Source organism: Ectobacillus antri (assembly GCF_003852715.1).
In the GTDB taxonomy this organism is placed as follows: Bacteria; Bacillota; Bacilli; order Bacillales; family Bacillaceae_G; genus Ectobacillus; species Ectobacillus antri.
This window is the reverse complement of the sequence record NZ_RIAV01000001.1, coordinates 44,570-58,867: the sequence shown is the minus strand read 5'-3', so window position 1 is coordinate 58,867 and position 14,298 is coordinate 44,570. Positions and strand designations below refer to the sequence as shown.

Below are 14,298 nucleotides of genomic sequence, written 5' to 3'. Positions count from 1 at the left end.
AATAATGTCAGATTCAAATTAAAAGAGTGCCTTATACTTTAAAACGTACAAAGTTCAAAATCCCCTTACAACTATCCCTTCGTATTACAGGGATAGTTGTAAGGGGATTTTTTTCTTATTAGCTAGAAACTGATTCCAAGCAGAAACTTGAAATTGTTTTTAACCAATTTTCAATTTCTTTTTCATTGTCTATCTCACAAATTTGTTCATATGTCATTTTATTAACTACTTGACTATTAAGCATCTTCTTCACTGTACCTTCATTAAATTCTACCTGTGCAGAAATTAATCTTGGCACATTGCATTGGTCTGTAAAACTCATTTCAACTCCCATTACTTCCTTAATGGCTAGGGGATGAATATAATTTTCCATCTCTCTTTTGTTAGTGATGAAAGCTATTGAACCATCCCCACGTGCATTAATCCTATCACACCACTTTTGATATTTTGGCGGCGTTTTCTCATCACGGTCATAAATATGAACTTCAGGTACACCCAATGCTTTCAGATACTGATTTTCTACCCAGCCCTTTAATGTACTTCCACCTGACGGCAATACTAAGACTTTGTTACTCTCACTTAAGTCAATAATAGCTGGATTATGAAGGCTAACTATTCTACTGAACGTTTTCAAACATTCTACATCATTTACACCTTCTACAAAGACCGCAACCTTTATATTATCTTCAATCGGTGGTGGTAAAACCCCTAAAGCTTCTGCAATCTCATTTATAACAAAATCATTTTCAGAAGCATCTTGAATTTCTTTACCTGATGTACCTTCTTTGATGTATCTTAAAGATTCAATTGGAAGTAACCCTGCAAATGCTGGAACATGTGTTGTTAAAATAACTTGTGTGTTGTCTTTTTGAGAAAGAGTCTTTAAAGCATCGGCTAGTAACATTTGATTTCCTGGATGTTGTGCAGTTTCAGGTTCTTCAATGGCGTATATTACACCCCTACTTCCCGCTTCTGACAACTTTCGTTCTGCTTCAGCACGAAAAAAGTTAAGTAGGATTAATCTTCTTACCCCACTTCCCCTTTTATTAACAGGGATATCATTTTCTCCCTCTAAAGAAAGCTTAAATATTTTATCCCACTTAGGTTCTTCCGTAAACTGTGGTGTTAGTTGTTTTGCTAGATTTTCATCCATTTCTTTAATCTTTTCAACAGTATTTATCGCTACTTCTAAAGCTTTTCTCTCAACAGTCTCTTTTATTTTTAATAAATCTGCTTCAACAGTTTCCAATGCTTGTTTTATTGCTAACTTCATAGGGTTTTGTACTTCTGAATCTCCGTCTAAACTTGGTCTATCTGATTGGAAAAGAGAATATATAGGCAAGTACAACTTTAACTTGTCCCAAAGAGATTTCGCATCACCTTTTGCAACAGGTATCGGTCTTAAGGATAAATTAAGGGGTGTCACAAAATTATAAATAGCATTCCGCATACTTACATTTGAACGTAAATCAATATTAGTCGTATCAATACTTAAATCTTTAATTCGCTGTTTTAATTGTGTGGAAGTCAACGTGAGTAAATCTGAAGCTGATGTAACAGATGGAAAATTGGCAAGTATGAATATCTCAGGGATTATCGTTTTTTTACTACAATCATACACTTTATGTATTTCAAGTTTGTTTTGTTCATTTAATAGGTACTCTTGTTGAAGTGTCGTTCCTGCACTAGAATCTATAACAAGTTTATCAGAAGGGATATCAGAAAACACGCAACCTATCAAAACCTTGCTTGATGTACCATGAACACATAAATCATCTTGTTCAATTTTAACTAACTCATTGTTAAAGAATATTTCTAGTGCTTCTAAAATAGTTGATTTTCCTATATCATTCTTACCAATAAAAGCAGTTAAATCATTAATATCTACTATTACTCTTTCCCTATAAGACCTAAAGTTCTCCAAAATTACTTTTTCTAGTTTCATTATCTTTCCCCCTTTTATGGTATATTTCGACAAAAAGAGAATATTCCCTGCATCAACTACCTTTAAACACTTCAGAATAGCTTTAAATTCACTTTAAATATAATTGAATATAAAACATTCCCAACACGTAAAATTGCACGTTTAGGGAACACTAACGAACCTCTATTTGTTAATATGTGCTTGTTACCATTCTTATCTAATATTTCTATATGTGAACGCTTATGGACGACTTCTACATTATGAAGGTTTCGTAATAAATAATCTTTTTTCTTCAGAATTTTAATACCATCTTCTTTAAGTTCCTTTCTATTCCTAATCACTAGTGTATCAAGTGTCTTTTTATCAACTTCATAAAAATCAGCAACTTGCTGTGTCGTTGCCATTTCTAAATTAGGAAGAAGCAACAAACCTTTTACACGTTCAAGCACATCTACACGTTCAAGGAACTGTTCACGTACACGAACAGCAAAGAAATCAAAATACCCTTTTTAACTGACTATACTCATTAAATTTTTCCCCAATTAAACCACTTTACATCACCAAGCAACCGCTTTATAATGAAATTTATAAATATTAAATGTGAAGTGGTTATACGTTAGAAACGTAGTAAAAAACCATTGATATACATAAGATTCCGAATTCCAAAACCTTGACAGGGTGGAGGTCGCTGGTTCGAACCCAGTCGGGATCATTACTTACGCTAGAATGCAGTTATACTACTGATTCTAGCGTTTTTTTATTTCAACAATCTAACACAAGCATACGTTTCCAAAACAACCCGAAGTACATAGACTAGCTGTTCCTTCTCCCCAATCCCTTCACACCCAACTAACAAATACAATAAAACATCCTCTCTAAAAAAGAAAAGACAGGAGCTCTCGCTCACTGTCTTCTCGTTACGAAACCTTACGAATCTCAATCACTTTTCCTTCTTTACGCCACTCCTTAAACTCAGCTGCCGCTGTAAAGAGGACGTCTGTAGAAGAGTTTAACGCTGTTTCAAAGGAGTCTTGCAATACACCGATGATAAAGCCTACACCTACTACCTGCATCGCCACATCGCCCGGGATACCGAACAAGCTGCAGGCAAGCGGGATTAATAGGAGCGATCCGCCAGCGACGCCGGAAGCGCCGCATGCACATACTGTTGCTAGCACACTTAGGATGATTGCCGTTGGCAGGTCCACTTCAATACCAAGCGTGTGAACTGCCGCAAGTGTTAATACAGAAATCGTAACCGCCGCACCAGCCATGTTGATTGTTGCGCCAAGCGGAATGGATACGGAGTAGCTATCTTTATTCAAACCTAGGTTTTCACATAATTTCATGTTCACAGGAATGTTGGAAGCAGAGCTGCGTGTGAAGAATGCAGTGATTCCACTTTCTTTTAAGCACTTGAATACAAGCGGATACGGATTTTGTTTAATAGAAAAGAATACAATAATAGGATTGATGACAAGTGCCACAAATACCATACAGCCGATTAACACTGCAAGTAGCTTTCCATAGCTCAGCAAGGATTCAATACCGTTTGTTGTGATTGATTCTACAACAAGGCCCATGATGCCAAGCGGTGCGAACTTGATAACCCATGTTACCATTTTTGATATAGCATCTGATACGTTAGAAATCATCGTTTTTGTTGTATCAGCGGCGCCACGCAGTGCTAAACCAAGAACAATTGCCCACGCTAGAATGCCAATATAGTTGGCATTGAAAATTGCTTTAACTGGGTTGTCCACCACATTTAGAAGCAATCCTTTTAAAACTTCTACAACCCCACCTGGTGCCGTTACACCTTCAGCCCCCTTCGCAAGCGTTAAGCCTACTGGGAAAATGAAGCTTACAATTACAGCTGTTAATGCTGCTAAAAACGTCCCTAACAGGTACAAGAAAATAATAGATTTCATATTCGTTCGTTGTCCGCTTTTATGCCCAACAATGGCCGCCATAACTAAGAAAAAAACCAATACAGGTGCAATCCCTTTTAGGGCACCGACAAACAGCGTTCCAAAAATAACGACTGGCTTTGCTGCCTCCGGAATCATTACAGATAAGAGAATCCCGATTACCAAACCAATAAGGATTTGTTTGACAAGACTCCATTGATTCCACTTTTTCAGTATGCTTTTCATAGCTGTTCCCCCATTCCTTTTTATAGCCATTGTGATATACAACAGCTATAAAGATATTTGTTTTCCTCTCTTTTCTTATAAAAAGTAAGGCTAAGAATTTACTTTTTATACGCCAAAACGAACAATCAACCTTATACCGATGACTATTGTTTTGATAATTAGTATTATAATCATTCTTTTAGTAGACCTCAATAGGACTTCTGTTTATTTTAGGAACTATTTTAATTTTATAAATGTTTATACAATCAAATTAGATAGGTTCATTTACTTTTTAATACGTTTCCGCAGTACCAATTTATCTTTTTAAGTTAAGTCAAATGAAAATATAAAATTAAACTTTCATTTTATTCCAAAGAATGCTAAAACATCTTTTAGTTTTCATATAAAGATATATATTTTCTATTCATACATAAAAGAGGAGGATATCGTATGAAAAAACCTATAACAATTCTTCTATCCACAGGACTCATTGTTTCCGCAACCTTTGGATTCCAAAGCACAACAGAAGCGGCTGCTAAAACGTACAAAAATTGTACGGAATTAAACAAGGATTACAAAGGCGGAGTCGCTCGCACATCTTCAGCGAAAAATAAAGGTGGCAAAACAAAATATAAACCATATGTGTCAAAAGCTTTATATGACGCCAATAAAAAAAGTGATCGCGATAATGATTTTATCGCATGTGAACAATAACGTCTGAACGTCATGCAAAATAAAAAACGTGCCCTGTTACACGAGCGGATGCAATCCAATCCGCCAGTACAACTCCTGTTGAAAACGTATCTTGTACGTACCTTCTACTCTACATCGGGATTTTTCTGCTTCTATTCTCAAAACAAAAAGAGAGCAATTGCTCTCTTCTTAACTACACAACATCATAGCCTTGATCTTCTATCATTTGCTTGATTGTACTTACGTCTATTACTGCTTCATCATAACTTACGTTTACTTTACCTTCACGAAGCACTACTGTAACGTTCTCTACACCGTTTAGTTTTCCTACGCTTCCCTCGATCGCATTTACACAATGACCACATGACATGCCTTGTACTGTTAAGGTAAGTTGTTTCATTCTATATCTCCCCTTCTTATGGTTGAATGTCTACTACAAACGGAAATACTCTTACTACGCCATTTTGCTTAAATTCTGCCCAAATTTTATATATACCGGGCTGTGCAAAGGTGGTACTAAACACTGGTTTATCATGGTCCGTTGGATGCACATGCAGGTACTGCTGTGCCTTGTCATCCAAAATGACGACATGACCCATTGCCCCCAAATAAGGCTCTAGTGTACTTTCATCTAAATCAAATTGCAGTGTTACAGGCTCTTTTGCCTTCGTTGCACTCAGCTTCATCGTTACTTGTTTACCGTCTACCTCTTTTGTCAAAGTTGTATCCGCTTGTAAGCCGTGTGCATGTGCTTCTTTTGGTTCACCAACCGTGAATGCAATAGGCGCTACCTCGTAAGACAGTTTTTTCGGTTTTATGTCCACAAATGCTTTGTATGTGCCAGTTGGTAGTTCCTGCTGCACCGAGAACACACCTTTTCCTAAATCGGTTGGATGGAGATGATAATATTTGTCTAAATGCTCATCTACAACTATCAAATGAAGAATTTTTTCATGGTTAACCTCAAGTTCTTCCACCGGCTTTCCTGTTTTGTCTTGTAACGTAATTTCTATATTCTTTTCCTTATAGTTTGCGGTTACATTGACTTCACTTTCTGTGTGTACTGCTGCACCGTGCTCATGCGTTTCCTTTTTTTCATGAGATTCGGTATGGCTTGCGGTCTCGCTTTCATCAATAACACTACTGTATATTGCATAGCCCCCCATTACAAGACCAAGGTATACAACTGCGCTAATTAACCACTTTTTCATATGTTTTACCTCCTTTTTATCAAAGTTTAATTCGCTGTAAGCGAAGTGCGTTTAGCACAACAGAAACCGAACTGAAGGCCATCGCCGCGCCGGCTACCCAAGGCGCCAGCAACCCTACTGCGGCGATTGGAACGCCAATTGCGTTATATGCGAATGCCCAGAATAAGTTTTGTTTGATATTTGCCATTGTTTTTTTGCTCATCAAGATAGCGTCCGCGATGCTTGTTAAATCGCCGCGAATCAGGGTAATATCAGCTGCCTCCATCGCGATATCCGTCCCTGTTCCGATCGCCATACCAATATCAGCCACAGCAAGGGCAGGTGCGTCGTTGATGCCATCTCCGACCATGGCCACTTTCTTTCCGGCAGCCTGCAATCGTTTCACTTCGTTTGCTTTTCCTTCGGGCAGCACTTCCGCAATAACCTGCTTGATGCCTGCTTGCTCGGCAATTGCTTGTGCTGTTCGCTCGTTATCTCCTGTAATCATAATCACTTCCAGCCCTAGTGCATGTAGCCTTTCAATCGCTTCTTTTGAAGTCTCCTTAATCGTATCAGCCACGGCCACCATGCCGGCATATGCGCCGTCCACCGCAACCAACATCGCTGTTTTACCGACTCTTTCAAGCATTTCCATACGCTTTTGCTGCGGTGATACATCAACCTGTGCTTGCTGCATCAGCTTACGTGTTCCGACCAAAATGCGCTTACCGCTCACCATAGCTTCAATACCAAATCCCGGAATGGCCGTAAATGCCTCTACATCTCCAAGTGTAATTCCTTTTTCTTTAATCCCTTGTACAATTGCTTCGGCTAGCGGATGCTCGGATTGCTTTTCTGCCGTACCAACCAAGTAAAGAAATTCACTTTCATCCATAACAGGGTGAACATCGGTTAAAACAGGTGCTCCGTTTGTAACTGTACCTGTTTTATCAAGCAAAATTGTGGTGATTTTCTGCGTCGCTTCAAGATGCTCGCCGCCCTTAAAGAGAATACCAAATTCTGCTGAACGACCTGATCCTGCCATAATTGACGTTGGTGTTGCTAATCCGAGTGCACAAGGACAAGCGATAACGAGAACTGCGATTAGTTTTTCTAACGCTTCTGCAAATTCGCCCGGACTTACAAAGAAGAACCATACCAAAAATGTAAGAACTGCAATGCCGACTACAATTGGTACGAAAATACCCGATATTTGGTCCGCGAGCCTTTGAATCGGCGCCTTAGAGCCTTGTGCATCTTCGACCACCTTGATGATTTGTGCAAGAGCGGTATCACGCCCAACCTTCGTTGCCTTGATACGCAAAAATCCATTTTTATTGATCGTTGCGCCAATTACAGAATCACCTACTGTTTTATCAACAGGTACACTTTCTCCTGTTAGCATGGACTCGTCAAGCGCAGAGCGTCCTTCGATAATTTCACCGTCAACCGGAATTTTGTCACCCGGCTTCACAAGAATTTCGTCTCCCACAACGACTTCAGTTAAGGTAATTTCTTGTTCAACACCATCTCGTACAACGATTGCCGTTTTCGCTTGCAGCCCCATGAGTTTTTTTATTGCTTCTGAGGATTTGCCTTTTGCGTTTGCCTCAAACAGCTTGCCGAGAATAATCAGCGTAATGAGAACGGCGCTCGTTTCGTAATACAATTCCACCATATGACCATCAGAACCAATCGAGCGGACGGATAGATACAAGCTATAAAAATAGGCAGCGGATGTTCCGAGTGCCACTAACACATCCATATTGGCGCTTTTGTTGCGTAGCGCCTTGTATGCGCCGACATAAAATTGTTTTCCGACAACAAATTGTACAGGTGTTGCTAACAAAAATTGCACCCACGGATTCATAAACATTTCCGGCAAATAGATGAAGGAAGTAAACGAAAAGTGACTCACCATCGCCCATAAAAGCGGCAGGGACAAGATAAGAGAAAACAGAAATTTTCCTTTTTGCGTTTGGATTTCCTGCTCGCGCTGATCTATCTCATTTCCTTGGTCTTCTTTAAGTATGGCTTCATACCCAAGCTTTTTCACTTTATCCATAATATCCTTAGTTGTGACCTTTGATGGATAATATTCGACCATAGCGGTTTCTAGTGCAAAGTTGACAGTGGCACTTACAACACCCGACATCCGGTTTAAACCTTTTTCAATTCGATTCGCACAAGCGGCGCATGTCATACCAGCAATACGAAACTCTGCTTTTTCATGAATTACGCTATAGCCTAATTTTTCAATCGCTTGCTCAAACTGTTGAATATTTGTTTTATCTGGATTGAAAGAGATTGTCGACTTTTCCAAAGCAAAGTTGACGTTTGCCTGTTCAACACCATCCACCTTATTTAATTTCTTTTCAATGCGAAGCGCGCATGCCGCACAGGTCATGCCTGCTATATCTAAATGTACTTCTTCTAACTTTTCACTCATTGTATGTCCCTCCCTGTAACACCCTGTTTCTATTATTTTAACCTTTTTATTGTAATCATCAGTTCATCCATAACAGCTGTATCTCCCGAAGCAATTCGCTCAGCTGCACAGAAACGTAAATGCTTCTCAAACAATTCTTTTGCTACACCACTTAGCGCTGCCTGCACCGCCGAGATTTGAATAAGAATATCGTCACAATACACTTCCTTTTGAATTAAGCCTTTAATCCCTCGAATTTGTCCTTCAATTCGATTCAGTCTATTTTCTAGCTTTACGACATGGGTATCCATTCTATTTGGTTCACTCATCGCTGTGTCTGCTTTCTTGTTGTCGTAAAGCTAAAAACCACCATCACACTAAGAATGGAAAGAGCTGCACTAATCAGGTAGATATACGTGAATTTGTCAGGAAACACAGTCAGCATAATGCCGGCCATAGTCGGTCCAAGGGTTGAGCCGAGGGAACGCAGTAAGCTTAAAAATCCAATAGCGGAGCCGGTTTCTTGCACACTTACATTTTTCATCATCATCACATTAAGCGGTGCGCCGATAATAATGCCAATGCCAAACCCCATCACTGTGATTGTAACAACGAAGGCTGATATATAATTTACAAATAATGCGAGTGCAACTGCACCAAGTAGTGTGAAGGAGAAGCCTCCTAGCAACACTTTATTTGCACCGATTTTATCAACTAGTAAACCGCCAATTAACGATGCAATCATGGAAGAAATGGCCAGAGGCGTAACACCAATTCCAGATTCCGCTTTACTTAACCCCAATACTGTCTCTCCAAACAGTGGCAATAAATTAATAGTAGATGCCATGATGAATCCCGATGTTAGAGAAAGCAACAATAGAGACAACGTATTTCGTTTCGTAAAGTAGCGTATATTCACAACTGGATCTTTTGCTTTCTTCTCCGCTTTAACAAGTAGATAACACCATAAAAGTCCAATCATAATTAGTACAGGGCTTTTTAGCGTAATACTGAGCATGACTGTTAATATAGTGAGTGTTAGTAAAACAATACCTCTGTAATCAATCGGTTTTTTCGTCAATTCTTGTGATTGCTTTACACCTAGTAAAAGAAACAAAATAGCTACAGAAACTGGGATGTTGATAAGAAAAATCCATTGCCATGTTAAATATTTTAGAATGAATCCGCCAACAATCGGACCTAGAATGCTTCCTATTCCAAACACAACACCGATATAACCTAATGCCTTTCCTCTCTTTTCTGGCGGGTACGTTGCAGCGATTTGTGCAGCTGTGATAGGAAAAATACCACCCGTGCCAATTGCTTGCACAGCACGCCCTATTAAAAACAAGATAAAGTTTGGTGCTAATGCTGCCAGTAAAGAGCCGATTGAAAATAGCGTAATGCCGATAGCGTAAATATGCTTTCTTCCAATTCGGTCAGAAAACTTGCCCATAAGCGGTATACTAACTGCAAAAAACAAAGTGTAGATAGTAAAGCTCCATACGCCCCACGAGGCCTCAATATTATAAAATTGAATGATGGAACTTAGCGCCGGCCCCACAATTCCGTGATCTAAAGCGCCCATAAATATGCCTAATAAAAAGATAGTGATTGTAATAGCTCTTTTTTAGCATAATCTTGTTGAAGCGAAGTAACCATTTGAACATGTTCCATGATATTCTCCTCCCTTTACACAATATACTATACCCCCCTATAGTATGTGTCAATCTTTTTTAAATTTTTATTTTATACTAACTATCGTTAGTTAGTTTTGTATGAATCTTATCACAGACATTTATGTTTTTCCATATGTTTGTATAATTTTATAAAAAATAAGTTGTGTTACAGTCTAATGTTGCTAATTGAGACTTGTTGATTGGAGTGAAGCGAGTCAAAGAGAGCCCTGCAGGCACATAGCTCTGAGGAGATAGCTATCCGCGGCAAGCGAAACTCCGTAACGGAAATCAACAACGAACTTTCACAGAGCAAGAAATAAGAAAACCACCTATCGGTATAGGTGGTTAGCATTCTAAATAATGCAAGAAAAACGCCACATGCCGGAGCATCTTCTGCTCTACTTCTGCTGTGTCCTTGTTATCGTAGCGAAGTAGCATAAATTCCATCATCATGGTGAACACAGGATATTGATACTCGATTGCAAGCTGGCGTGCATCCTGTTCTTTAATTTTGTTTTCAGCCATAAATGCTTTAAAAGCCGCTTCTAAAAATTCGATTGTTTTTCCGTAGATTTGATTGACAACAATGTCGCGCGCACGTTGATCCCGAAATTGCTCGATACTTACAATACGCCACATTTTCTCATGCAAATCAACTTGAACGGAATCCTTAAAGTTTTGCACGCCCGCTTTTAAAAACTGCTCAACAGACTGCTTTTTCACAATCATCGGCAATAAGCTTACATCAGGCAACGCCTTGCTATGTTGTGTTTGAAACACATCATAAATCATCTGCAAAATGTCTTCTTTTGATTTGAAGTGATTGTACAAAGAGCTTTCCTTTACGCCCACAGCCTTTGTAATCTCCCTTACGGAAACAGCCGAGTAGCCTTTGCGGGAAAACAGTTCAATCGACGTCACTAAAATTTTATGTTTCGTACTGGATGGATCTAAATCTACAATTAAATGGTTCATTTGGGTAACCTGCCTTTTATTCGCATAAACATAAGTTGATACTATAAACTAATGTTAACGAGTGTTCATTTCTGTGTCAATGGTGCCTAGTATGTATACGAGATTGCAACATAATGTTATATCAGCAAATATAGTTGTTGCTGCTAGATTTAACTCCATGTTTTTTACGCAACTATCCCTACGAATTAGCAAGTCAACAACCCACCACTTAACGACCTTGCAGTCTGTTTGAAGTGGGGGTATCCTTGACGATTTTAGATGAAAAACCATTGGATATGAACACCATACATGAAGCATGGCTACTTTTCATTTTGTATCAAAACCTAAAAAACAGTCCTTATGTTTACGTTTCATATATAACCTCCTGTCTTATGAACTATTATTACATGCAACTTGTCCAAAAATGCTTATATGAAAGTACATATGTATCTATGTAAATTTTTGTCTCTATTACCTGTATCAAACTCTCTTCTACCCTTATGTTTCCAAATATCATATAAAAGAGTTTCTTCTCACTTTCGTATCTTGCTTGCATACTAACGGCCTATATCTATACTATCAACCTATAGATTGAGCCCTCCGTATATCAAAGCCCCTAGTACAACAATGGCAGGATGTACTTTTACCTTTTCCAATAAAATGTAGCTTATTATTCCTAGAAACAACATTTGCCCAGCACCAACCTGCAGATACGATTCTTCAAATGATCGAAAAGCCATAATGCCGAGCAAGACAGCGATTGTTGGCTTAACGTACAAGGTCATGCGTTTTACCTGTTGAGAATGACGATATGTATATAAAATGCCCATTAGCGTTAGCATCAGCAATAACGATGGGGCTACTGTGGCGAAAACCGCTAAGAATGCTCCTAGTACACCGCCTTCATGAAAGCCAATATATCCCGCCATTTTCGTGGCGATAGGACCAGGCAAAGCATTTCCCATCGCAAGTGCTTCGTTAAACTCTTGATTTGTCAGCCAACCGCGCTGTATCACTTCGGTTTGAATGAGCGGAATGGTCGCAGGCCCCCCTCCGTATCCTAATATGTTAGCGATGAAAAAAGCCCAAAACAGATCCCAATACACCATCATGATAATCCCTTCTGTTCTTTTGATTTAGATGGTTTGCACAAAGCAAATAGCAACAATCCCCCAATGATAAAGCCCGGATGTACATGAAAAATTTCTATGAAAAGTACGCCCACTACGAGATGAACGATTGTAAAAGGCCATCGCAGTCCCTTGACTGAACTTTGTATAAATTGCCATGTTAATACGCCGAGCATCACACCTACAACAGGAACAATCCCCTTCGTCATGCCCTGTACCCACTTTAAATCCTTGAACGTGACCAAAGTAGTGAGCAGTACAATCATTAAAATAATGGTAGGCAGTATTGTAGCGAGCACTGCATTTAGCATGCCTGGTATACCCCCAACTCGAAAACCGATATATCCTGCCATTTTCGTGTTGATTGGACCTGGCAACGTGTTGCCAATCGCCAGCACGTCACCGAATTCTTCTTCATTCATCCACTTAAAACGCTCCACTACCTCTTTATGAACGAGAGGAATCGTTGAAGGTCCTCCTCCGTATCCAAGCATGCTGCTGCGAAAAAAAGCGACAAAAATATGACGTTGTTTCATCTGACCCTTCCTTTGGTTTTTCTTTTAGTTTGCCACAAGATGACGATATAGTGTACTGCAATACAAAGATTTATTTAAAAGCCCCTTCCTATCAGTCCTTAATTTGCAGTCCATAAACTGTAAGCAGTGCACCTATTGCAAGCACCCAGCTTCCTGTAAATAATAGTGCATTCCCCACACCTTTTTGGTCGTTTAACAGCGATAGGTGACCGGACGATTCTAAATAGGAACCAATCGCAATCAATACATTTCCATTGCTTTCAACACGACCTCTTTTTGTGCCTCTTGCAGAAAGACCAGCCGCCTCAAATGTCGCACCAAGCGCTTGCACACCGCTTCCCACTGCATTGAACTGATTGCCCACTTGCTCCTCGCCCTCGATTTCAAATTGTGTTGCAACAGCGTTTGTTGTGTTGCCAGTTGCCTGCAACCAACAGCCTGTGATGGTTGCAAGCTCAGGTTCAAATGGTTCCATTTCATATAGCTTTGTGCGCCCAATTGCCTCAATCACATTGCCAACAGCTTCTATGACGTTTCCTTGCGCAAACAAAATCTTTCCGTTCTCATCCTTATATATCAAATTTTTTGTTTGTCCGATAGCTGCTATAACGCTGCCAAGCGCAAGGATATAGGTTCCCATTTCAAGCAACAACTCTTCGCTATATTCTCGATCCATTTCACTCCCACCGTTCCTATTTTATTACTGCTAACATATTCTTCTTAAGTAGAAAGGGAACGCCTCTTCCCGTGTGAATTCATATACACGCAAAAAAAGCGAGCTATATTCGCTCGCTTATTAATTCATTGTTTCCAATGCATGTGATAATTCCGCATGAAAGTCTTGCCACTCTTTTAGCTTGTCCGGCTGCTCTGCTAACTGCTCAGGTGCCTCTCGAATCAAATTAACATACACCGTTTTTCCATGCACACGCTTTAAGACACGTCGCCAGGATGGTTCGATGTCACTTTCTTTATTTTCGTCAGCAATTAAAATATCTCCCACGACAACATCCAGCCCATCTTTTTCAGCATGAATGGCGTACATATATAACCCGCCGTTTTCTTTTGCTTCTGCTTCATCTACACGTTTGGTATATACATGAAAGGATGTTTCTATGGAAAGCGTACCATACACGGTTCCTACATCATCTGTAAACGGAATTGCTATGTATTGTTTTGGATCTGCTTGTACAACAGATGTTACTGACTTTGGTTCTATGGCAGGCTTTGCTTCTATCGGCTTCGGCGGTTGTGTCTCTTGCTTAGCAACCGGCTTTTCTTCTTGTACTTTTTCAGGCGCAGCATCTGCTGGTTTCTCTTCTTTTACAATCGTTTGATTAGCTGTGTCCTTCGACTGTACCAGCGTTTTTTCTTGAGAAGAACAACCACTCATTAAACCAACCGTTAACACACTTGTTATAAGTACACCTTTGATGACTATCAATCTCTCCATCTTCCACACGCTCCGGCTAAGAGTATTTATGCCTTACAATTATTATACTTATTATAAAAATATATAGATTTATATGCAATCATAATTAGAAAAATATTTTTTATATTATAAAAATAAGACTCATATTTCCTATATATTTTACAAAGAGTGGTATATCACAAGCGTACATCTTATAC

At 39.3% G+C, this 14,298-nt stretch carries 14 protein-coding genes; 1 reads left to right on the top strand and 13 read right to left on the bottom strand.

The genetic code is table 11. The features are described from left to right. Positions 1 to 118: 118 nt before the first annotated feature. The 3 genes from EEJ45_RS00265 to sstT form a co-directional block, all read right to left on the bottom strand. Positions 119 to 1,945: an ATP-binding protein gene (locus EEJ45_RS00265; protein ID WP_124562789.1), complete on the bottom strand. Its 1,827-nt coding sequence runs from the start codon at positions 1,943 to 1,945 to the stop codon at positions 119 to 121. Positions 1,946 to 2,016: 71 nt separating this feature from the next. After that, the gene (locus EEJ45_RS00260) at positions 2,017 to 2,373 is read right to left on the bottom strand and encodes a hypothetical protein (protein WP_124562788.1); all 357 of its coding nucleotides are present in this window, start codon (positions 2,371 to 2,373) and stop codon (positions 2,017 to 2,019) included. A 468-nt stretch (positions 2,374 to 2,841) separates the two neighbouring features. Beyond that, entirely contained in the window at positions 2,842 to 4,080 is a 1,239-nt protein-coding gene (gene sstT / locus EEJ45_RS00255; RefSeq protein WP_124562787.1) for a serine/threonine transporter SstT, read from the bottom strand. 429 nt (positions 4,081 to 4,509) lie between these two features. Between sstT and EEJ45_RS00250 the strand changes: the two genes are divergently transcribed. After that, entirely contained in the window at positions 4,510 to 4,773 is a 264-nt protein-coding gene (locus EEJ45_RS00250; protein WP_124562786.1) for an excalibur calcium-binding domain-containing protein, read from the top strand. 172 nt (positions 4,774 to 4,945) lie between these two features. Here EEJ45_RS00250 and copZ read toward each other — a convergent pair whose 3' ends face one another. The 10 genes from copZ to EEJ45_RS00200 form a co-directional block, all read right to left on the bottom strand. Next, entirely contained in the window at positions 4,946 to 5,152 is a 207-nt protein-coding gene (gene copZ, locus EEJ45_RS00245; RefSeq protein WP_124562785.1) for a copper chaperone CopZ, read from the bottom strand. Positions 5,153 to 5,168: 16 nt separating this feature from the next. Next, a complete protein-coding gene (locus EEJ45_RS00240; protein ID WP_124562784.1) occupies positions 5,169 to 5,963 on the bottom strand; it encodes a hypothetical protein in 795 nt (264 codons plus the stop codon). A gap of 19 nt (positions 5,964 to 5,982) precedes the next feature. Next, positions 5,983 to 8,391 (bottom strand): heavy metal translocating P-type ATPase, encoded by a 2,409-nt coding sequence (locus tag EEJ45_RS00235; protein WP_124562783.1) that lies wholly within the window; start codon positions 8,389 to 8,391, stop codon positions 5,983 to 5,985. 32 nt (positions 8,392 to 8,423) lie between these two features. Then, a complete protein-coding gene (locus tag EEJ45_RS00230) occupies positions 8,424 to 8,699 on the bottom strand; it encodes a metal-sensitive transcriptional regulator (RefSeq protein WP_124562782.1) in 276 nt (91 codons plus the stop codon). Continuing rightward, on the bottom strand, positions 8,696 to 9,964 hold the full coding sequence (locus EEJ45_RS00225) for an MFS transporter (protein WP_342769328.1): 1,269 nt from the start codon (positions 9,962 to 9,964) through the stop codon (positions 8,696 to 8,698). Before EEJ45_RS00225 ends, EEJ45_RS00230 begins: the two co-directional genes overlap by 4 nt. Positions 9,965 to 10,394: 430 nt before the next feature. Further along, positions 10,395 to 11,024 (bottom strand): TetR/AcrR family transcriptional regulator, encoded by a 630-nt coding sequence (locus EEJ45_RS00220; RefSeq protein WP_124562780.1) that lies wholly within the window; start codon positions 11,022 to 11,024, stop codon positions 10,395 to 10,397. Between the two features lie 563 nt (positions 11,025 to 11,587). After that, the gene (locus EEJ45_RS00215; RefSeq protein ID WP_124563178.1) at positions 11,588 to 12,112 is read right to left on the bottom strand and encodes a chromate transporter; all 525 of its coding nucleotides are present in this window, start codon (positions 12,110 to 12,112) and stop codon (positions 11,588 to 11,590) included. Beyond that, positions 12,112 to 12,669, bottom strand: a complete 558-nt coding sequence (locus EEJ45_RS00210) for a chromate transporter (protein ID WP_124562779.1) — start codon at positions 12,667 to 12,669, stop codon at positions 12,112 to 12,114. Before EEJ45_RS00210 ends, EEJ45_RS00215 begins: the two co-directional genes overlap by 1 nt. Positions 12,670 to 12,760: 91 nt before the next feature. Then, the gene (locus tag EEJ45_RS00205; RefSeq protein WP_124562778.1) at positions 12,761 to 13,345 is read right to left on the bottom strand and encodes a DUF6944 family repetitive protein; all 585 of its coding nucleotides are present in this window, start codon (positions 13,343 to 13,345) and stop codon (positions 12,761 to 12,763) included. Between the two features lie 120 nt (positions 13,346 to 13,465). Further along, positions 13,466 to 14,122 carry a hypothetical protein gene (locus EEJ45_RS00200; protein WP_124562777.1) on the bottom strand — a complete coding sequence of 219 codons (657 nt, stop codon included), beginning with the start codon at positions 14,120 to 14,122 and terminating at the stop codon, positions 13,466 to 13,468. Positions 14,123 to 14,298 lie beyond the last annotated feature (176 nt).